At 55.6% G+C, this 19082-nt stretch carries 18 protein-coding genes; 5 read left to right on the top strand and 13 right to left on the bottom strand.

What is annotated here, in order from left to right; all coding sequences use genetic code 11:
- Positions 1-57: 57 nt before the first annotated feature.
- The 3 genes from L861_RS20830 to L861_RS20840 all read right to left on the bottom strand — a co-directional run bounded on the left by L861_RS20830 (position 58) and on the right by L861_RS20840 (position 4332).
- Positions 58-2163 carry a DUF262 and DUF1524 domain-containing protein gene (locus L861_RS20830; RefSeq protein WP_016418641.1) on the bottom strand — a complete coding sequence of 702 codons (2106 nt, stop codon included), beginning with the start codon at positions 2161-2163 and terminating at the stop codon, positions 58-60.
- Positions 2164-2537: 374 nt separating this feature from the next.
- The gene (locus L861_RS20835) at positions 2538-3545 is read right to left on the bottom strand and encodes a helix-turn-helix transcriptional regulator (protein ID WP_016418642.1); all 1008 of its coding nucleotides are present in this window, start codon (positions 3543-3545) and stop codon (positions 2538-2540) included.
- Positions 3546-3645: 100 nt separating this feature from the next.
- A complete protein-coding gene (locus L861_RS20840) occupies positions 3646-4332 on the bottom strand; it encodes a DUF2201 family putative metallopeptidase (protein WP_016418643.1) in 687 nt (228 codons plus the stop codon).
- A 170-nt stretch (positions 4333-4502) separates the two neighbouring features.
- Here L861_RS20840 and L861_RS20845 point away from each other — a divergent pair, with 170 nt between their 5' ends.
- The 4 genes from L861_RS20845 to L861_RS20860 all read left to right on the top strand — a co-directional run bounded on the left by L861_RS20845 (position 4503) and on the right by L861_RS20860 (position 8639).
- Positions 4503-5609: an ADP-ribosylglycohydrolase family protein gene (locus L861_RS20845; RefSeq protein ID WP_016418644.1), complete on the top strand. Its 1107-nt coding sequence runs from the start codon at positions 4503-4505 to the stop codon at positions 5607-5609.
- A gap of 937 nt (positions 5610-6546) precedes the next feature.
- Positions 6547-7278: an HNH endonuclease signature motif containing protein gene (locus L861_RS23840; protein WP_027948005.1), complete on the top strand. Its 732-nt coding sequence runs from the start codon at positions 6547-6549 to the stop codon at positions 7276-7278.
- Positions 7279-7548: 270 nt separating this feature from the next.
- Positions 7549-8193 (top strand): HEPN domain-containing protein, encoded by a 645-nt coding sequence (locus tag L861_RS20855; protein WP_016418645.1) that lies wholly within the window; start codon positions 7549-7551, stop codon positions 8191-8193.
- Positions 8194-8393: 200 nt separating this feature from the next.
- The gene (locus L861_RS20860) at positions 8394-8639 is read left to right on the top strand and encodes an Ig-like domain-containing protein (protein WP_016418646.1); all 246 of its coding nucleotides are present in this window, start codon (positions 8394-8396) and stop codon (positions 8637-8639) included.
- A gap of 628 nt (positions 8640-9267) precedes the next feature.
- Here L861_RS20860 and L861_RS20865 read toward each other — a convergent pair.
- The 6 genes from L861_RS20865 to L861_RS20890 all read right to left on the bottom strand — a co-directional run bounded on the left by L861_RS20865 (position 9268) and on the right by L861_RS20890 (position 15266).
- Positions 9268-10032, bottom strand: coding sequence for an ABC transporter substrate-binding protein (locus L861_RS20865; protein ID WP_016418647.1), 765 nt, complete (start codon positions 10030-10032; stop codon positions 9268-9270).
- A gap of 78 nt (positions 10033-10110) precedes the next feature.
- Positions 10111-11628 carry a tripartite tricarboxylate transporter permease gene (locus tag L861_RS20870; protein ID WP_016418648.1) on the bottom strand — a complete coding sequence of 506 codons (1518 nt, stop codon included), beginning with the start codon at positions 11626-11628 and terminating at the stop codon, positions 10111-10113.
- Entirely contained in the window at positions 11628-12080 is a 453-nt protein-coding gene (locus L861_RS20875; protein WP_016418649.1) for a tripartite tricarboxylate transporter TctB family protein, read from the bottom strand. Before L861_RS20875 ends, L861_RS20870 begins: the two co-directional genes overlap by 1 nt.
- Entirely contained in the window at positions 12081-13064 is a 984-nt protein-coding gene (locus tag L861_RS20880) for a Bug family tripartite tricarboxylate transporter substrate binding protein (protein WP_035569150.1), read from the bottom strand. It lies immediately after the preceding gene.
- A gap of 199 nt (positions 13065-13263) precedes the next feature.
- Positions 13264-14154, bottom strand: a complete 891-nt coding sequence (locus L861_RS20885; protein WP_021029255.1) for a LysR family transcriptional regulator — start codon at positions 14152-14154, stop codon at positions 13264-13266.
- A gap of 68 nt (positions 14155-14222) precedes the next feature.
- A complete protein-coding gene (locus L861_RS20890; RefSeq protein ID WP_016418652.1) occupies positions 14223-15266 on the bottom strand; it encodes an Ldh family oxidoreductase in 1044 nt (347 codons plus the stop codon).
- Positions 15267-15665: 399 nt separating this feature from the next.
- Between L861_RS20890 and L861_RS23845 the strand changes: the two genes are divergently transcribed.
- A complete protein-coding gene (locus tag L861_RS23845) occupies positions 15666-16538 on the top strand; it encodes a hypothetical protein (RefSeq protein ID WP_016418654.1) in 873 nt (290 codons plus the stop codon).
- A gap of 398 nt (positions 16539-16936) precedes the next feature.
- Here the strand turns inward: L861_RS23845 and L861_RS20900 are convergent, their stop codons facing one another.
- The 4 genes from L861_RS20900 to L861_RS25250 form a co-directional block, all read right to left on the bottom strand.
- Positions 16937-17524 carry an NAD(P)H-dependent oxidoreductase gene (locus tag L861_RS20900; protein ID WP_016418655.1) on the bottom strand — a complete coding sequence of 196 codons (588 nt, stop codon included), beginning with the start codon at positions 17522-17524 and terminating at the stop codon, positions 16937-16939.
- A 254-nt stretch (positions 17525-17778) separates the two neighbouring features.
- Positions 17779-18141 carry an SHOCT domain-containing protein gene (locus tag L861_RS20910; protein ID WP_016418657.1) on the bottom strand — a complete coding sequence of 121 codons (363 nt, stop codon included), beginning with the start codon at positions 18139-18141 and terminating at the stop codon, positions 17779-17781.
- A 73-nt stretch (positions 18142-18214) separates the two neighbouring features.
- A complete protein-coding gene (locus L861_RS20915; RefSeq protein WP_016418658.1) occupies positions 18215-18568 on the bottom strand; it encodes a DsrE/DsrF/TusD sulfur relay family protein in 354 nt (117 codons plus the stop codon).
- Positions 18569-18680: 112 nt separating this feature from the next.
- Positions 18681-19040: a type II toxin-antitoxin system VapC family toxin gene (locus L861_RS25250; RefSeq protein WP_330217789.1), complete on the bottom strand. Its 360-nt coding sequence runs from the start codon at positions 19038-19040 to the stop codon at positions 18681-18683.
- Positions 19041-19082: the final 42 nt, after the last annotated feature.

Consider the following 19082-nt stretch of genomic DNA (forward strand, 5'->3'; position numbering starts at 1 on the left):
AAGTCCAAGATTTCGTCCACACCTCCTTTACGAACATATGGCACCGGCGTCGACACCTTAGCTTGAGCTGTCCATTTGCTGTTCAAGCGCCTGCCGGATCAGTCCAATCACATAGGGCAAATCATTCAGTGAGGTGAGCGGTAGCTCAACGTCACCATTCCCCCAGCGCCCCAGGCTGGCGACATCGCGCCCCAACCCGCGAGGGTCTTCCAGATCGGTGGCCGAGATATTCAGAGACAACAGCAGTCGTTTGGTCTGCGGTATGACATCTACGAAGTTGGTCTCAGCCTTGAAGGCAACATAGAGCTTTTTCACGTCCTGATAGACGCAGGGATCCAGGGCTAGCACCTCGGTGGACAGGGCATCGAACAATTCGCGCACTAAACCGCCAGCCAAATTGGGATGGTCCTCCAGGGCATACTCGCCGTCACAGCTTTGTACGGGGCCGCGGTAAACCTCCAAAATGTCATTGTCGAGACTCGGCGCCTGCCAGACACCAAGGGCGGTCTCCGACAGTCGCTTGGCACGAGTCAGAATTGTCTCTTCGTTCCAGGTCTCGAGATGACGCAGGTCGCTGTTCAGGTGCAGCGGGCTGTGCGCAAACCCGATGGGCCTTCCTGTCTCGTAATCCGTGGCGTCACGTTTGTGGAGGAATGGCTTGTCCGAGTAGGAACTGTTGTAGGCGGTTAGCGTCAGGTTGCCCAGTGTGTGCAGATAGGCCTCTTGAACACTTTGCCACTTCGGCCCCAAGGCTTTACACCATTCGGCGGATAGTTCCGGATTCTGCGGCATGACGTGCTCGACAGTGAACTCGTCGATGTGTACGGGCTCCTTGCGACCATCGTTTTCCAGCCGGCGCAGCCAGTAGCGCAGATTGCGGAAGTGGTACAGGTCGCGCTCACAGAGAGCGGACCGGAACTCGTTATCGGTAGGGAATCGGCGATAGGAGGGTAGCAGCACGAATGCTGCTTTGACACTCTCTAGGTAGCGATCCTTCTTCAAGCTGTGTGTGAAGCGGGCAAAAGTCCGGTTCATGGAGTTGGTGGGGATGCCACACACCGCCCGACGAAAGACGTAACTCTCGATCAATCGCACTATTTGCTCCAGCTCCTCGGCAGACAATAACCCTTTCTCCTGGTAGTCGTGGTAGACCTCCAGCAGCAGGGGGTAAGCCACGTCGACCTTCAGCTCCCGCAAGTCCTTGAAGGCCTGCTTCAGGCGAGGGTGGGTCTCCTTACCCAAGGCCATGGCGCAGTAGTGCTTGGCGTAGGTATGCACCTCGGTGACCAGATCGCGGATAGTGCCGTCGTAGTCTGACGCATAGCGCTTGAAGGCCGCATACACCTTGCTGATGTTGGGGATTTCGTTGGTGACCGCAGTCAGGTAGTGACGCATGAAACTGTCGAAGTGACGGGCATATGCGGCCTGACCGAAACCGTCTTCCATGCTTCGCCAGTAGTAGCTGTACAGAGCTTCCTGCTCGTTGGGCTCCTGGCCCATCAGTACATAGTTTCGGATCAGGTCAGCCTGGCTGAGATCGAGGCCGGTCGAGTTCATGCTCTCGAACACCAGCTGAGGATTATCGCGCTGGCGCTCGAGGGCTACGGCGACGATCTCCAGCTTAGACAACCCCAGATAGACGGCATCCAGCTTCTCTGGGTTGGCCTCGAACCACTCCTTGAAAAGTTCGTAGTTGGCCATGACGCGCTCACTGTGAACGTCCGGCATCGGGGTGCCATCAATCAGCGAGATCAGGGTCGGACGATCGATATCGGACAGCACGACTTTGTAGACCAGTTCCCCGCTCTCGTTGGGATTGATCAGAAAGCGACGCCGGATGGCTTCAGCCTGCTCATTGGCCGGTCCGTTGGCCAGGTGATAGTAGAGTGCAAGTAGCATCAGGGTGACGGTGGTCAGCCGTTGCTGGCCATCGATCACCATCAATGGCTCCTGCTTGACGAGGATCGATTGGGCTCGCTCGACGTAGACGATGGTGCCGAGGAAGTGTGTTGCGACCTGTGTGTTACTACCGGCGGCCAGTACGTCATTGAGGAGTTGCTCGCACTGGACCTCGCCCCAGGCATAATTGCGCTGGTAGATCGGGATGCGGAATTGTCTGGGCTTCTCCAGCACCTCCATCAGGTTGGCTTCAGATGCCTTCATCTTCTCTCCTTGGTCTTCTGAGCATTATTGTCAGTTTCGGTGCTGTCGTTGTGCCGCATGCTGTCGTGGTCGACTTGCTGCAGGAACCACCAGCATGGTCAGGCAGCGAGACTTCAAAGCTGGATTGATTTGTCCCCGTTCGGTCTTCGTGATCTCGATCCCGCTGTTTTGCTTTTTGCCATGAAGGAAGCCTTAGGTTGCAAGTTTTGTTATTTTATGTAACAGGCTAGCACAGAGAAACTTGCATGCCACCGACAAAAAGTGAACGGCCGTCGGATATGCACAATCAGCGGCAGGTTCAATAGGGATCGTTGAACGGTTACTTTGTCGCAACCTCCCGTGCTGGTACACGTATCGAAGTAACCTAGCGCCTATCACTGATGCCGAGTGACGATGGCTTGGGCAGCATTGTATATCTCCTCCCGCCACCCCTCCGGCGCCAACACCTCCACATTCGCTCCCATGCCCATCAGCCACCACAACGTCTGCTGATCGTCGGGCACCCTGGCTTCCAGTCGTTGCCAGTCACTGCCTGGCAAGGGCGTGAGATCCTGTGAAGTCGATAGCGGTGTCTCAGTAAGCAGCCAGGCGACCTGTGGGGCCACGTTGGTGATCAGCGTCACGTCCTCGAGACTCTGCCGGTAGCCAAAGGCACCGCCCTGGATGTACCTGTCCAGATGGAAATCCTCAGCCTCACGCCACTGGCTTGCACTGACTGATGCTTTGGCAAGGCGGTGCAGTGCAAACTGCCGAATATCCGAGTAGTCGTTCACGGTGGCCAGCAGATAGGTCACGCTGTGGCGGCTGACCAGGCCCTGCGGGTGAAGGGTGAATGTCTTTTCTTCCTCGGTGCTGCGTGACAGGTAGTGCACGTCGAGCGCTTTCTGCTCCAGCAGCGCCTGGGCGACCGCTTGCCACACGCTCTCATTTATTGGAGCGGGAATCAGCGCCTTGCCATTGGGGATGGCCCGCACGCGCTTGGCCCATTGGCTCAGGTCGTTGCTCTCCAGGTCATCGAGCAGACGCCTGGCATCGTTGAACTGTGGGGTCAGCTGGCCGATTACCACGGGAGGGAGCAGTCCCTTGAGGTACTCCTCGGCCAATACCAGCGTCAGGGCGCTGGGCACGTCCAACGCCGGCAGGGGGCAGTGGAAGTCACGGTCGAAGTACCAGCGGTAAGGCTTCTGGCTATCGTCGCAGATCAACGGGAAGTGCAGGGCCAACTTATCGCGCAGGTCGCGTTGCAGGGAACGTGCATCGATTTGAAAGCCGCGTTCGTGAAGCTTTTCCAGCAGCACCGGTGTGGCGATCCGACCCGGGCTGCGGGGAATCAGCTGCAGCATCGTCAGGTAGCGGAACAGCGTCTCGCGGATTTCGGACATGACATTCCCTTGCGTAATCGTTGACGGTTTAGGTCATTCATCGGGTATCGGCCACTGACGTGTGATGCTTGAGGCTTGCTCAACAACAGTAGGCGTTGGATCAGCACCGACGCTCGAGGGTGCACATTTTGGTGTCGATCGCCGCCGGTAGAGACGGCGTGCCACGATAGTCTCGTGCCAGGAAACTGGCGTGTGCTTGCCAGTGGTGGATCAGTGCCTTGTCGGGAGTGACGGGTACAAAGGCGTCATCGTGGTTGGCGTCCAGGCCTGATATCAGTTTTGCGGTGTCCGTGGGGTGACGGTCCAGGGGCTGTTCCAGTTGGGGCGCCGGGTGATGGATCAGCCAGTCATAAACCGCTTTTGCCGGTTGCCCAAGTTGGGAAAAGAACAGGACGGCCTGGTACGGCAAGGAGATACCCAGATGAACCAACAAGCCGTTCACCTCGTGATCGCAGGCCAGGTGCCAGCGATGCTGGTCTTTTACCTGGCGAGGCAGGATGTCTCCCAACACACAGTGCCAAACCAGATGAGCTTGTAGGAATCGTCGGGTGACGGCGTTCAATCCGACACTGAAACTGGCATTGAAAAATAGTGAGTGTCCGTCGGTAGTGGCGCTGGGTAGGCGGTTGTCAACCACCGGTACCAATGTCAGTCCATCCGCCAGGTCGGCCATGAAGGGATGAGTGATTCGCCATGTCGCCCGATTGGTCTCCCAAAGCTCCTGCTGGTGACGCTTCAGCTTCCCGGCATCTTGGTAAGATGTTTCGTGTCGTGTCATTGCCATCATGCCCCTGCTCCAACTGCCCGTTGATGGGGCAAGGTTGCATGGGCGCAGCGACATTTCATGTCGCAGAGCGATCAGAGAATATTGCGACATGGCTTGTCGCATCATTGCCGTAGACTGGTAACTGCCCGGTAGCGGCGAATAACAACGAGGGATCAGCAGGGAGGTGTGCCATGAAAGCCGACATGACCCTCAACGAGCGCTTCACTGGCTGTCTACTAGGGGGCGCCGTTGGCGATGCCTTGGGTGCGCCCGTGGAGTTCCTGTCTCGCGAGGAGATACTGGCCCGATTCGGACCGCAGGGGATCCACGAGTATGCGCCCGCCTATGGTGGGTTGGGCCGGATCACTGATGACACCCAGATGACCCTGTTCACTGCCGAGGGCTTGCTGCGAAGTTGGGTGCGGGGCGAGCTCAAGGGCATCACCCATTATCCCAGCATCATTTGCCACGCCTATCTGCGTTGGCTGCTCACCCAGGGAGAACAGTCGGCTGCCGAGATGCAAGGCATCATGGCGGACAGCATCGAGCAGACGCCGGGCTGGCTGTTCCGGCACCCCGAGCTGCATCATCGCCGTGCACCGGGCAATACCTGCCTGAGTGCGCTCCGTACCCAGGCCCGTTTCGGTGACATGGCCGAGAACCACAGCAAGGGCTGTGGCGGGGTGATGCGCGTGGCGCCCATTGGCCTGTTCGGCGCCATGACCGGCCATAAAACAGCGGTGTTTGAGCTTGGCTGTGAGGCAGCGGCTCTCACCCATGGACATCCCACCGGTCAACATGCCGCGGGAGCACTGGCGGTGATGATCCAGGTGCTGGCCGGGGGACGACCGATGCGACAAGCCCTCGAGGTCGCCAAGGCCCTCCTCGAGGTAACCGAAGGAGCGCACGAAACTCGCCATGCCATCGAGCAAGCCGAAAGCCTGGCCGCCAATGATACTCCGCCCCATGAAGCCATCACCGCGTTGGGACAGGGCTGGGTGGCTGAGGAAGCGCTGGCGATCTCGATCTACAGTGCGCTGGTGGCCAAGGACTTCCGTCATGGCGTAATGCTGGCCGTCAATCACGATGGTGACTCGGACTCCACCGGTGCGATTACCGGCAACCTGCTGGGCGTGATGCATGGCGTGAAGACCATTCCCCAAGAATGGCTGGAGCCACTTGAACTGCGCGGGGTGATCACCGAGATCGCCGAGGATCTAGTGAATTTCCATCGCTGGGATATCGACGACGATGGCGAGGATCAGGACTGGGTATGGGAGAAATATCCAGGCTATTGAGCGATGCCCCGAGAGGGTGTATCAGCGTTAACGGCAGTACCCCGGTCAACGACCCCATGCACGAACGTATTGAGAGACAGGCTGATGCGATACACACGAAAAGCAGGTTATCCGTGTGCGATCTGTTGGGTTGTCTGCTCGGCACTACCGCTGATGCTGCCGACTTCGGCACTGGCAACAGGGCTTGTCGCCGATGTCGACGGACCAGTCACTATCTCGGTGGTCAATCGTCCATCCGGGAGGACCGTTCTGATCGACGCCCGGGGGCGGGAGCTAGGGTCCATCGTACGACGACCGTCCGGTCGGCTCGTTGTCACGGACGTGAGAGGCCGCGAGGTCGTTTCCGGCGTTGGCAGGAGGGCGTCAGGGATCGAAAGGTGATCTACGTGGCTGTAGATACCTACCATGGCGCCTGATATCGATGATTCTTGCCAGCCAAACCCCAGGGGGAGAGGAGGTGGCAATGGGTACAGTGATTCCCTTTCGTCGCAACCGCCGCTTGCGAGCGCGTGTGCCACAGGAGTGGCAGTCTGCTTCCACTGAGCCGGATACCAATGCCTGGTCTTGCGCATCCAATGAGCGTTTACGAGATAGCGGGTGTGTCGACCGGCCCCCTTTCACAACAGACATCAGACGTCGGACACGGCGGGCGCGATGCATTCTTCTGCTGTGGGCCGGTTTCTGCCTGGTGATTGGCTGGTGGGTAGTGAGCTTGTGGTTTCTCATCTGTGCCCTATTCGCTCGTCAAATACTCGAGCGTGAGATGTCTCATCACTAAGGCGCGGGGATCCACTTCTCGATTCAGCCTGGTGGGTTGAGCAGAGGTTATGGATGTCGCCTTTTGTGCAGACACTGGCTTGCGTGTGTGATTCAACGCTGGCTCTGTATCTCAAAGGCTACTCTGTAACCAATAAGATAACGAGCAGGGAGGGGAGGTATGAAGATTTCGAAGTTTTTCGAGGAAGTTCTCGGTGCCAACCTGACCAATATGAGGTGGTCATGGGGAGCCGTAAATAATATCAGGGATCAAGTATTTCTACGAGTTTGGAGTGATCAGTTCAAGGATATTGATGGCAAACAGTACATCGCTGTCTTGAAGCTAGGTGATAATAACCACTCTTCCGGCTCCTCCGAACGACGACATCATGTTGATAAGCTACGCAAGGGCACGGAAGGCTACGGGGTGGTGTGCACCCGCAAGTATCCTGACGATGGCAAGCGCTCGAAGATCAAAACTTTCGATAACGAACTCCTGATCAAGCTCGGAGAGGTGATCGAAAGCGATGGCCAAGTCTTTGCACAGGTCATTGATCGTATTCCCGTAGAAACGCTGAAAGACCGTCGCACGGGATATGGCACGTTAGTGAACGATATCAAGGAGATATTCAGAAGGCGTGTCCCCAAAACAACGCGAGAAGCTTTGGCTGATGCTCGCGTAGGGCAGGGAGCGTTCAGGAGCAGCGTGCTCATACATTGGGGCGGGAAATGCTGTGTCACAGGGTCAACGGCAGAGAAAGCCATCCGTGCTTCACATATCAAGCCATGGCGAGATTCAACCGATGAGGAGCGCCTGGATCCTCAGAACGGCTTGCTACCTTGGACGCGTTATTCGATGCCGGCTGGATTACCTTCTCCGAGACTGGAGAGGTGCTCATCTCCCATTGCCTGAGTGCCAAGGAGCAGGAGCTCCTGGGGCTTGACGGGTTGCGCCTGAGCCGTGAGCCAAGTGCCAGAACCGCTGACTATTTCGCGTATCATCGCAGGGCGATATTTGTTGGCCCCGAGATATGACGTCTAACCCCTTGGTGCTAACCGGTGGAGTTGCCTGCTTAACCGGCAGGTAAAGGAACCCATCATCACACGTCCATTGTCAGTGGATTCCGACCTACCCGATTGAGAATTGAACCTGAGAATCATTCACCATTCAGAGGGGCTAGGCATGACCATCTACCAGGAACTCAAGGCACGGCAAAGAGAAGAACGTGATTCTCATCCCGAAGGGCTGGCTCTGCGAGTGCATCGAGCGTTGAGCTGGCTGCACCGCGCAGAACAGTGCGAAGACGAAGACGGTCGCTTTATCTTCCTATGGATCGCCTTCAATGCTGCCTACGCCAATGAACTCGGTGAGATACGTGTCGCTGAGGGGAAGATGTTTGGCCAGTTCCTGGCGCGGTTAGTCAATCTGGACACCACCGGCCGTCTTAACAATCTGGTCTGGAAAAGCTATCCCGGTGCGATCCGTGTGCTTCTCGACAATCCCTTTGTTTTCCAACCCTACTGGGATCACCAGAATGCTCTGGCCGGCAGCGATGACTGGGAAGAGCGCTTCGAGAAGGCAAAACGTGCCGCACACCAGGCACTATCCAGCCAGGACACCGGCACCGTGCTGAGTATCATCTTCAGCCGTCTGTACACCCTACGCAATCAGCTGATCCATGGGGGCGCCACCTGGAACAGCTCGGTAAATCGTGACCAACTCCGCGATGCCAACGGCATTCTTGGTGATATCGTGCCTGTGGTGATCGAGATCATGCTCGATAATGTCCAGGCGCACTGGGGTGATGCTTGTTATCCCGTACGCTGAGGTTTTTCGCTATGAGAGAAAGGATAGACTCGGAAGATCCAAGACCCCTCAACTGCACTGCTTCGGTTTGTATGAATTTAGGATTTACAACGGAGTCAGAGGGTTATGTGAGTGAGGATTCGCTAATTTTTTGAGTTGAATGCCTTGCACGATAACACCGTCATAGAGCGTATAATTTTAACACTGTCAGGGGACTAATAATGATCATAATAGTGCGGATTAGAGTGACTGACGAATATGGCGCTGGTCTACTAGGTGTTCCTGTTGAACTTGCCACTTATGATGGTTCTTACTTGGATGTTGGGAAAGTTACCGACAGTAATGGGGATCTCTCGTTTGAGCTACCCTATGATGAGGAAGAAGTTGTCCGGGCGACTATATATGTTAACGGTGAAAGCCGAGGAACCTTCGAACTAGAGAATGAACTTGCTATCCAATTTCAATAAGCCTTCTTGCCGGTCGCCTAACAAAGAGCTATTAGGTCACCCATTTGAGTCGGCACCACTTGGCCAACGTTGCGCAGGCTGCCCAGATCCTTGCTGCCGATGCGGCGGACCTGTCTTGGTCGGCTTTTGTCGCAGCAAAGCGAGTTACTAGGGACAAACCTATGCTACGCTAAATAAGCTATCCCGACATTCCCTTCCATACGCCAACCGCTGATAGGCCTTGAGCTGCTGACGCTGATGGAGATCCCCCCTCAGAGATGTCTGACACGCTGCTCCTTTCATCAACCTGGGGCAGGGAAGCGCAGGTTTCACCATGAAAGCGACGCGACAGGTCCGGTTCTTTTAGCACAATCTCCCACCACTCGAGGATACGGTGGCGTGACTGATGCATCAGTGAGGGTGGTGGGCGACATATAAAGGTGAGCTCCTCGCATTCTAGCTTGCTATATCCTCAAACAGTCTCTCGACTCTGCATGATGCAATCCCTTGAATGGCCGGTCTCCAGCAAGTGAAGGCCACACGGGGCGGGGGACAGATTGATTTACGGATTTGTTGTGCCGCCACCGACAGCGCCGATCAACAACGCTAGCGAGTGGCGCTCACCTCTTACTTTTTAGGGGGTTACTCTTCAGTCATGAGCCCACCATGATGCGGGATACGATCTACCTGACGGCGCGATATTGGCATCCGCCTGTCCGGATTCTGCCAATGCATTGGCGACAAACCCCGTCTCCCTACATTCTTTTAAAAACGCATCCACAGCACCAGAGGCTTCCTGACGCTGGCGAGGCAGCGCCATCGCTTGCCTTATCTGCGTAAAGGAATCGGGCAAGACACGATAATCCGGTGTGGCTTCGGCAAAGCGCATCAGTGGCTGGCGTACTCCGGCCGCGGCGTCCAGGCCTTGTTCAACGAACCAGTCCACTGCCGCCGCTGAGGTTGGAGCGCGCACCAATTGGGCATGACGAAGAGTACGGGTCAGAAACAAATCATAGGCGGCCCCTTGGCCAACAGCGATCCGCCTCCCGGGTTGATCCATGTCGTCAACGTGGAAGAAGGACGATTCCTGAGGGACCAGATAGGTGCCCTCGATGATGACGTAAGGCGCGGTGAAGCAGATTGTCTCGGCCCGCTTCGGATCCTGGGCCAGGAAGGCGACATCCCAGGCATTGTCGTCCAACGCAGCAACAACTTTACCTGCCGCATCGAAGGGAACCAGCTCCAAGGTAACGTTTAACTGTTCTGCCAGGAAGCGCGCCAGTGCGACTGAGACGCCCCCAAGCTCACCCTTGGTGCTGCGCTGGGCCAATACCGGGTTGCCAAGGTTTATGGCTGCACGCAGCTTGCCGTAGGGGGTAAGTAGTTCTCGTACCGCCTTCAGTTCGGGTGTCATGCCGCACTCACTCCTTTAATGGAAGCCCAAAAGAACCCCGACGAATGTCGGGGCCAAGCAAAAATGTCGTGTGATGCTTCAATCCGTCTGGTTGGCAACGGCGGAATTCATGCGCCGGAGCAACAACGGGCCAACGATGTAGGGCAGGATCAGTCCCAGACCGGCGAAGACCCACAGCCCGATCGCCAGGCCACTGTCCCACAGCACCGTCCAGTCACCGTCGGAGATATCCATGGCATGGCGCAGGTTCTTCTCCATCTCAGGCCCCAGCAACAGTCCCAGGATGACCGGCACCAACGGGATCTCCAGCTTGCGGAAGAGATAGCCGGCGATACCGAACACCACCATGAAGTAGAGATCGAAGGTGGAGTTGCTGATCGAGTAGATGCCAACGAACGCCACCATGGTCACGATCGGAAGCAGGTACATCGGCGGCACCGACAGCAGCTTGACGAAGATCCCCACCAGCGGGATGTTGAGCACCAGCAGCAGGAAGTTGCCGATCAGCAGTGCCGCGATCACACCCCACACGAGGTCGGCGTTCTGGGTGAACATCAGCGGCCCGGGGGTGATGTTCAGCGAGATCAGCAGCGCCAGCAGCACCGCGGTGGTGCCACTGCCCGGCACGCCGAGCGTCAGCATGGGTACCAGGGCCCCGCTGGAGGCGCCGTTGTTGCCAGCCTCGGGACCGGCCACGCCGCGCGGGTCACCCTTGCCGAAGTAGCCCTTGCTGCCTACCACCTTCTTCTCGAGGGTGTAGCCGATAAAGCTGCCCAGCGAGGCCCCCGCCCCCGGCAGGACACCGGCGATGAAGCCCAGGATGCCGCCGCGCATGCTGCTCGGCAAGATGCCGCGGATGTCGGCCCAGGTCAGCTTGAGCTTGTTGACGCTCATCTTCTCCTTGCCGCCTCCGGCCTTCTCCTCAATGAAGAACAGCAGCTCGGAGATCGCGAACAGCCCGACGATGGCGATGATGAAATCGACTCCCTCGAAGAGTTCCAGTACGCCGAAGGTGTAGCGCTGCACGCCGGTGTTATCGATCCCCACGGTGGCGATCATCAAGCCAATGGCTGCGGCTACTATCGTTTTCACCGGGTTCTTGCCGGTAATGCCGCCCAAGGTGGCAAACGCCAGCATGAACAAGGCGAAATACTCGGCCGGCCCGAAGGTTAGGGCGAAATCGGCCAGTATCGGCGCCAACAGGATCAGCCCGATGGTCGCGATCAGGCTGCCCATGAACGAGGCCACGGCGGAGATCGCCAAGGCCTCGGCGGCCTTGCCCTGCTGGGCCATGGGATAACCGTCCAGGCAGGTCATCATCGCCGGCTCGTCGCCGGGAATGTTCAGCAGGATCGACGAGATCCGCCCCCCATACATCGCCCCGGCATACACCGCGGTGAGCATGATCATCGCAGTCTCCGGAGCCAATCCCAGAGTAAAGGCCAAGGGAATCAGGATCGCTACGCCGTTGGCCGGCCCCAGCCCCGGCAAGGCGCCGATCAGCGTCCCCAGAAAGGCGCCCAACAGGCTGAACATCAGGTTATGGGGCGCCAGTGCGACACCGAAGCCGTCGATCAGAAAGCCCAGGGTTTCCATCAGCTCACCTCCAGGAATGAAAGCAGGCCCAACGGCAGCGACAGGTCGAGCGCGAAGTTGAACAGCAGGAATACCACGCCACCAGCCACCCCGCCGGTGACATAGGCCTTGACTGGCCTAGCCCCCATGCGCCAGCACAGGGTACCCACGGCCAGCAAGGTGCTGATGATGAAGCCCAGTGGCTGCAGCAGCATGGCGTACAACACCAGCACCACCAGAGCGATAATCAGTTCCAGCCCGGTACGGCTCCACGGCCAGGCGTTATCCGGGTCGGGGCGAACGATCAGATAGAGACTGGACAGTCCCAGTACTACGGCCAACAGCAGGGGAAAAGTTTCCGGACCGACGGCTTCCGAGCCACCGAACGGTTCCGGGAACTGAGTGGCGCCCCAGCCGTACGCGACGGCCAGGACGAGCATCAGAATTCCGGAGATGCGATCATTAAGAATCATTTACTTAATGACTCCTAACTCTTCCGATAGACTAGAAATATCATTTATTTGCTTTGTGACCAGCTCACGGAATTCAGCGCCGCTGTAGTGGTAGGGCATAAGACCGCTTTGAGTCATAACTTCCTTCCACTGGTCGCTTTCATACAACTTGTCAACGGCTTCTACCCAGTATTTCTTGGCCTCGTCAGAAATATCTGCTGGCATGTAAAATCCACGCCAGTTTGCTCCAATAGCATTTATTCCTTGTTCTTTTGCAGTGGGTATGTTGGAAAATTTACCTGGAAGATGTTCATCCGAAAGAACAGCCAAAACCTTGAGATCACCAGATTCCATAAAGCCTCTGGCCTCAGAGATATCACCTGTAAAAGCATCAACATGGCCACCTACAACTTGGGTGATAGCATCTGTGCCATTGTTATATGATAAATAAGAAATCTTGGGAAGTTGGCTGACACCAGCCTCCTTGGCTGCGATCAGGAGTTTCAAATGATCCCAGCCACCTTTTGAACTTCCGCCTGCAAACTTTACAGCTTTAGGGTCGTGTTTCAGAGCCTCCATCAACTCTGGGAGGGTGTTATAAGGAGATTCTTTTGACACGGCTAAAACACCGTAGTCGGCTCCGATAGTGCCTATCCAATTAACCATATCAGCGTTCATGCCAGGAAATTGTTCTTGAGCCAGACGTGTTATAGTCGAAGTTGAAGCGGCAATCAGAAGATCTTCTTCACCTGAACGCTTGCTGACTGTATGCGCATAAGCCACGCCTCCACCGGCCCCAGCCATATTAATGGTTTGAACACTATTGGGAACCAAGTCTAATTCTTCCAATACCTTGCCGGCATTCCGGCAAGTAAAGTCCCAGCCACCGCCGGGATCGGCAGGAGCTATACATTCAACTTTCCCTTCAGGCTGGTAAGCCAAGGCGCTTACACAAAATCCTGCCGTAAGCAAAAAGATTGTCTTTTTGAGGAGCGTGCGGTTCATTGGCATTATCTTCTCCCAGATAACTTATCTTCGGTATATGGCGAAAAGCTAAATGTGACGTTTAGGATAAGAAGTCACGATCACATTTTAGGGAGAAAAGTTGAATTTTTAAATTGATTATTGGCGAACCTCATTTTCCCTTTTGCGAAAGAAGGACTATCCTTGCCCTTATAAGAAACTTTATGAAAAGTAAGTAAAATTAGTTATTTGCGAGGTGGTCGACCAATGCCTTCACGGCAGGTGGTAGTATCTTATAACTTTTTACTCCGACTTTGAGCTCACGTCTCGCCCACCCCTCATCTAAGGGTACAGAAGTTACCGGCACTACGTTGGAATACATGTCTATCATCTGCTTGGGAAGTATGGCGATGCCTTGGCGGCTAGCCACCAGTTGGCAAATGCAATCATAGCTGCTTACTTTCATACTGATTTTCAATTCAGCCTCAAGTTTACTGGCTTCCTCAATGATCTTTTTATAAAGAAAGCTTTCAGAGTGCTGAGAGATTACTTCATGCTTGACAATATCCGAAAAGCGTAATGAAGTTGCCTCGGACAATGGGTCCTTCACGGAAATTGCTACGGCTAGGTCGTAGGAGCGATATTTAAATGTATCAATTCCCTCAACGTCTTCTTGCAAGGCGAAGATGCCTAAATCTGCTGTTTCATTTACAATTGCGTTAACGATGGCTGTTCCTACTCGACCTTCTATCTCCAGCTTGATTCCTGGATATTTTGCGGAGAATTTTTCGATATCGTCGGGGAGAAACTGTGCCAAAGCAGAAGTTGTGGCATGAATTTTAACTTGTCCACGAATCCCTTCTGAATAACCAAGAAGCTCTTTATCCATTGCTTGGACTTTTTCAAATATACACCTCGTGTGGACTAGCAAAGCATGCCCTGTGGATGTTAGTTCGAAACCACGCCTTGAGCGAATAAATAGCTTTGAACCTAAACGACTTTCAAGCTCAGCTATTCTTTTGCTTATTGCTGATACAGCTAGATGGGCTCTGGCTGAAGCGCGAGTTAAACTTTTCTCTTCAGCTACGCACAAGAAAATATGAAGGGAGGTGAGGTCATAATCATACCGCATTTTCTTGTCTCCTGACAGTAGGCATACTTGATCTTAGCATGCCCACTGGACTCAGGTGAAGAATAAATTCAACAGTTTTCCGCTAAACGAAAAACCGAACTGTATAATTCTTCATCATAGATGAGCCCGTTGCTCTTCTGATGGCGATAATTTTTTAGTTCCCGCTCTCCAGGCAAGATTACTGGTTGTCTCGGATCGGCAGCAGGCGTGTTATGTAGTATCTCCGCAAAATCAGTCATCCTGCGCGACAACCATTCTGTGGAACCAAGCACTTTGGCATCAAGAATAAAAAAGAAATGTCCAAGATTTTGTGGAAGATCAGGTTGCTTATCCCACGCTTTGACATGTGTCAGATAGGATGCATTTGAAAGCAATCCGCACAATAAGTCTACAATCAACGCAAGACCATACCCCTTATGGCCACCCACCGCTTGCAGCATACCGTCCAAAGCGGCGGTGGGATCAGTGGTGGGTAGTCCATTCGCGTCAGTTGCCCACGTGTCAGGTATCTTTTGTCCTATATCCCTGGCTTCGCGTATCTTGGCTCTTGCCACCATGCTTAAGGCCATATCCAGGAGAACATGGTTTCCATCGGGGCTAGGGATGCCGAAGCCCAAAGGATTATTACCATGCCGTGCGGCTTTACCACCTGTAGGGGCTATAGTGGTTGTGGCGTTACTACAGATGAAGCTAACAAAGCCCTGCTCTGCTGCGCTAAAAGCATAGGGCATTATAGGGCCAAAGTGGTTGCTGCCGTTTACGAATGAAATTCCAGTTCCATATTCTTTCGCAATATCAATGGAGGCATTTAGCGCCTTTGTCCCCAGTAAGGGGCCCATCGCGTTGTCACCATTAATTCTTGAGATAGTTGGTGTCAGATGCTCGACGGTAATGTTTGGTGTGGTGTTGATTCCACCTACGGAAACTCTTTCGCCATAGGAGGTGACTCTCTTTATTCCATGCGTTCTTATGCCCATTAAGTCAGCAGTGACAAGGATTTCTGATACTTCTGTGGCATCAGACATGGAAAGACCTAAATTGCACAACGCTTTGATAGCCGTTTCATTCGCCTCAGAAGCACTTACAGTCACAGTGTCATTAATTTTTTTCATGGTTTCTCCATATAAAACCGTATCTCCACATTTAAGCTATCACTGTCTTGAATTGAAATACATTGATATTTGGGAAACCATTGTTTCCAAAAAGGAAAATGAGTTTGTATGATTGAAACTAAAGTGAAGTAAAGTTTTATATAGGATGCTGGTGAAAATTTCTAGACAGATAATACTTAGTTGTGGAGGTTCCGGATGATCAGTTGAGTCATAGAAGCTATCCCGACATTCCCATCCATTCCGTCAACCGCTGATAGGCCTTGTGCTGCTGACGCCATGCAAAACAATACCTGCCTCATCCACCATTCAATCTGCATATTCGAATCAATGTTGTGCTTTTTCCGCGCCCCCTACACTTTTTATTGCATCGCATCGTTCAGGGAAGAAAAGGAGTCAAGGATGAACCATCGCATTGCCGTGTCAGGTGCGTTTATCGCTCCGCTGCTGCTCTCCGCCTGCGCGGGGTTCCCGCCCGCCGTCGAGGAGCCGGATCCACTCGCTGCTGAAGTTTGCCACATTACCCGCCAGCGGCTTGCCGAAGCGCAGCCGGGAACGCCGGAGACCGAAGCGCTGGCCACCCGGATCGAATCGAATTGCGAAGCGCTGGGTCAGGACTATGCCACGGCGCTACGAACGTCAGCGCTAAGAGGGGCAACGGCGTCGGTCGCGGACTTGCGCAGTCCACATGATCCGGGCTCGGTGGTGCGGCAGGGAGACAAGGTCAGGGTGACGCTCTGGACCAATCAGGATACCGTCGAGCGATTCTACAGCGGTCAGACGGGCACCACGCCCCCGGACAAACCGGTCGTCTGGGTGACCCTGGCGCCGGAGATGCAGCAATGGTGTTCCGGCCTTGACTGGGCCGGGGCGTCTCCCGAGGAACGCGCTGCCGATTATCAACGCATCTCGCAGCGACTCGGGTTGCCGCCTTATTCACTCAACGATCGCTTCGTCTCCCTGTGGGTAGACCCCGAGCGGCTGATGCGCCCTTGTGCGGATCCCGGTACCGAGGACAACACCTGTAGTGCCACCATGCCTGATACGATCGAGGTGCCGGACCTGACACGTGAGGCCTATACGGCCTGGTTTTCCAATAACGTGGGGTATGCCTATAGTGCTGGCGGCGCACCCTGGACGCGCTACGGCTGGACCTATGACTGGGCCACTGATGCGGGGGATCCTCCCTATGGGGTCAGCGAATTCATGCTGGCGCCCAGTACCGACTACAAGATCGACGCGAGGCACAAGGCCGAGGACTACTGCACGATGTGATGGCTGTCGGCAGGCCTTCTGGAGCACGCCGCTCATGCACTGTGGTGTCGCACACTCATGGCATGCTGACCTACTGGTCCCGCCGCTTGCCGGCTATTCCCGACCGGTTTCACTACCCGGGCCACGTCTTTTCTTTCCCTTCAGGAGCATAAGGTAGGGCGCGACAGATGGATTGGCTCGCTGTCCTTGCAGAACACGCATCCGGGGGATGAGTGAAGTCTGGAAAGTACGCACTGTCTTTGCCAGACGCTTTGTGAGCTATCGCTCCAAAGAACCAGTCAGGGTCGACTCGCCACACAGCCAAGGCGGTCTCAATGACGGCACTACGTGCGACAGCTGGTCCTTGATATCGGGGACAGATAGATATTTCAAAGGTCGACGCGATGCCTCAGCCAATCTCATCGGGCCTCGGCGCCGAGCTCACGTAGCTTGCGGAACCACTTGTCGAGCTCCCGCTCTCCCATCGATTCAACACTGCCGATCAGCGTCTCGCGAACCGGTGAAAAGCCGACGAAGCCGAGGATGTTGCGCTCCAGCGACTTGATGCTATGGGCGCGATAGAGATGGCGGTAGACCACTGCCGGCATGCCCATGGTAACCACCACTCTAGCCGAACGCGCTGTGAGGCCCTTCTCGCCCAGCGGGTTGCCTTCCACGTAGCGAAAAGCGAAGCCGGGGCGCAGCACGTGTTCAAGGAAGGCCTTGACCAGGGCCGGCATGTCACCCAGCCACAGGGGAAAGACCAGCACCATATGCTGGCACCAGCCGACGGCCGCCTGAGCCTCCTGCAGTGAGTCGGGTAGCGGGCACTCCTTCCAAGTCTTCTGGCTGCGCAGCAGCGGGAACGTCAGTGTCGCGATATCGACCACCCGTACCTCATGGCCCTGGGTCCGGGCACCCGCGGCGTAGTGGTCGGCCAGCGCATGGCAGAGGTGCGCTTCGCTGGTGTCGGGGTGGCCCTGGAGGATCAGGATGCGCTGAGTCATGGCGGTGGGGTCTCCCAAGATAAAGAATACTCTCAACCTAGGTGGTAAGAGCCGGCGGCGCGCGCTCCCGCCCCGGCCGCGACGACGATCTGCTTGTCGGGCTCGTCGGTCACGTCGTCGGCGGTGACCTCAATTGCCGGATCCTTCTTACTGAGCGCGTGGGCGAGACGCAGCGCGTTGTAACAGCGCTCAGTGCCATAGAACGGGTCGTTAAGGATGAATTAGGCATCATCTTTCGTTAGGGGCGGACGGGTTCAGTCGCCGAGCACGCGACGGCGCTCCTCGAACTCCTCTTTGTCGATATCACCGCGAGCGAAGCGCTCCTTGAGGATGTCGAGCGGTGCGCGGCCAGGGGGCGTTTGATGAGGTGTCGCTGCATGCCACGGACCGCCGAGCCAGCGGACGAGAAGGACTGCGACCGCGATCACCAAGGCCAGTATGAGGATCATGAACAGCGGACCGAATATCATCCCGTACCACCCTCCACCCCATCCCATCATGTGGGGGCCGTAGGCATACCTCTCGGGGTCAGACAGCCCCTGCGCCCACACCCAGCTTGGCACAAGGGCAACGGCTGCTCCTGCTGCGGCGACCATCGAATTCGAGACCCTTTTCATTTTCTTGCTCCTTTATTTGGTGACAGAAAATGCTATCGCGCCTAGCACGTCGACCTGGCACATCAAAATCGGGTCAAAATACCAGGATCCGGTCGCAGTCGATCACCCACTGCGCCAGCTGGTCCATCGTGCTGATCTCGATACCTTCGATAAGCGGCAAGGCGCGCAGGCCGCGCGCGTCGCAGCAGGTGCTGCAAACCTTCACCTGCGCACCTTTGGCAATCACGGCCTTGAACATGCGCTCGATGTTGTAATAGCCCTGCGGCGTAGTTTGATTCGAAACCGCGCCGGCCACCGCATCGGCCATCAGGAACACATGCAGCGCCGTGTCCGCATGATCCTTCTGCAGAGCCATGACCAAGCGCAGTGCGTTGTAGGCTTTCTCCGAACCATAGGGCGCATCGTTGATCAGTAGCAGGATCTTCATGGCATACCCTCCTGGAAGGGCTGGCTATTGCCCATCAACTTCGGTCAGGGTGACGTGTCGATGGATTTCGCGGCCGTGGTGTGGCATCGCCGAGTACGGTGGTGCTGCCCTGTCAGTGATGGCTTTCGCTAATTGGACCGTCCGCCGCTACCGGCATCGCAGTGGCAATCGTCACGTTGAAGGTTGCAGTGGCCACTGTGCCAAAAAGGCAACGATTGCTTCGATGTACACCGTACCGTACCAATGACGCACGTTCGCCGTTTTGATTTGAATCAAGACTATGTGTACTGGACGAGAGGGATAACCGTCCCTTCTCAACCGGCAGCGCTATCTCCCATGCTGAGATAACGGAGATCAGGATTTCACCGTCTTCTATTTGAAGTTCATGTTCTATGGCTTCGAGTGCATGTTGGGATAGCTGGGAATCCCCGTTCACCCACCAAAGCAGGGCGTGCGTATCCAGGAGGACCAAGCCAGCGTCTCCCAGTCGTCCTCACCAACGGGCTCAGACTGA

This window comes from Litchfieldella anticariensis FP35 = DSM 16096, assembly GCF_000409775.1.
Classification (GTDB): domain Bacteria; phylum Pseudomonadota; class Gammaproteobacteria; order Pseudomonadales; family Halomonadaceae; genus Litchfieldella; species Litchfieldella anticariensis.

What these genes read in the sequence shown, in the direction of transcription:
- L861_RS20865 (WP_016418647.1), bottom strand. Translation starts at nt 10,032, where the DNA reads ATGACACCCGAACTGAAGGCGGTACGAGAACTACTTACCCCCTACGGC.
- L861_RS20910 (WP_016418657.1), bottom strand. Translation starts at nt 18,141, where the DNA reads ATGAAAAGGGTCTCGAATTCGATGGTCGCCGCAGCAGGAGCAGCCGTT.
- L861_RS20855 (WP_016418645.1), top strand. Translation starts at nt 7,549, where the DNA reads ATGACCATCTACCAGGAACTCAAGGCACGGCAAAGAGAAGAACGTGAT.
- L861_RS20890 (WP_016418652.1), bottom strand. Translation starts at nt 15,266, where the DNA reads ATGAAAAAAATTAATGACACTGTGACTGTAAGTGCTTCTGAGGCGAAT.
- L861_RS20915 (WP_016418658.1), bottom strand. Translation starts at nt 18,568, where the DNA reads ATGAAGATCCTGCTACTGATCAACGATGCGCCCTATGGTTCGGAGAAA.
- L861_RS20830 (WP_016418641.1), bottom strand. Translation starts at nt 2,163, where the DNA reads ATGAAGGCATCTGAAGCCAACCTGATGGAGGTGCTGGAGAAGCCCAGA.
- L861_RS20875 (WP_016418649.1), bottom strand. Translation starts at nt 12,080, where the DNA reads ATGATTCTTAATGATCGCATCTCCGGAATTCTGATGCTCGTCCTGGCC.
- L861_RS20885 (WP_021029255.1), bottom strand. Translation starts at nt 14,154, where the DNA reads ATGCGGTATGATTATGACCTCACCTCCCTTCATATTTTCTTGTGCGTA.
- L861_RS23845 (WP_016418654.1), top strand. Translation starts at nt 15,666, where the DNA reads ATGAACCATCGCATTGCCGTGTCAGGTGCGTTTATCGCTCCGCTGCTG.
- L861_RS20870 (WP_016418648.1), bottom strand. Translation starts at nt 11,628, where the DNA reads ATGGAAACCCTGGGCTTTCTGATCGACGGCTTCGGTGTCGCACTGGCG.
- L861_RS20880 (WP_035569150.1), bottom strand. Translation starts at nt 13,064, where the DNA reads ATGAACCGCACGCTCCTCAAAAAGACAATCTTTTTGCTTACGGCAGGA.
- L861_RS20840 (WP_016418643.1), bottom strand. Translation starts at nt 4,332, where the DNA reads ATGATGGCAATGACACGACACGAAACATCTTACCAAGATGCCGGGAAG.
- L861_RS20900 (WP_016418655.1), bottom strand. Translation starts at nt 17,524, where the DNA reads ATGACTCAGCGCATCCTGATCCTCCAGGGCCACCCCGACACCAGCGAA.
- L861_RS20835 (WP_016418642.1), bottom strand. Translation starts at nt 3,545, where the DNA reads ATGTCCGAAATCCGCGAGACGCTGTTCCGCTACCTGACGATGCTGCAG.
- L861_RS20860 (WP_016418646.1), top strand. Translation starts at nt 8,394, where the DNA reads ATGATCATAATAGTGCGGATTAGAGTGACTGACGAATATGGCGCTGGT.
- L861_RS20845 (WP_016418644.1), top strand. Translation starts at nt 4,503, where the DNA reads ATGAAAGCCGACATGACCCTCAACGAGCGCTTCACTGGCTGTCTACTA.
- L861_RS23840 (WP_027948005.1), top strand. Translation starts at nt 6,547, where the DNA reads ATGAAGATTTCGAAGTTTTTCGAGGAAGTTCTCGGTGCCAACCTGACC.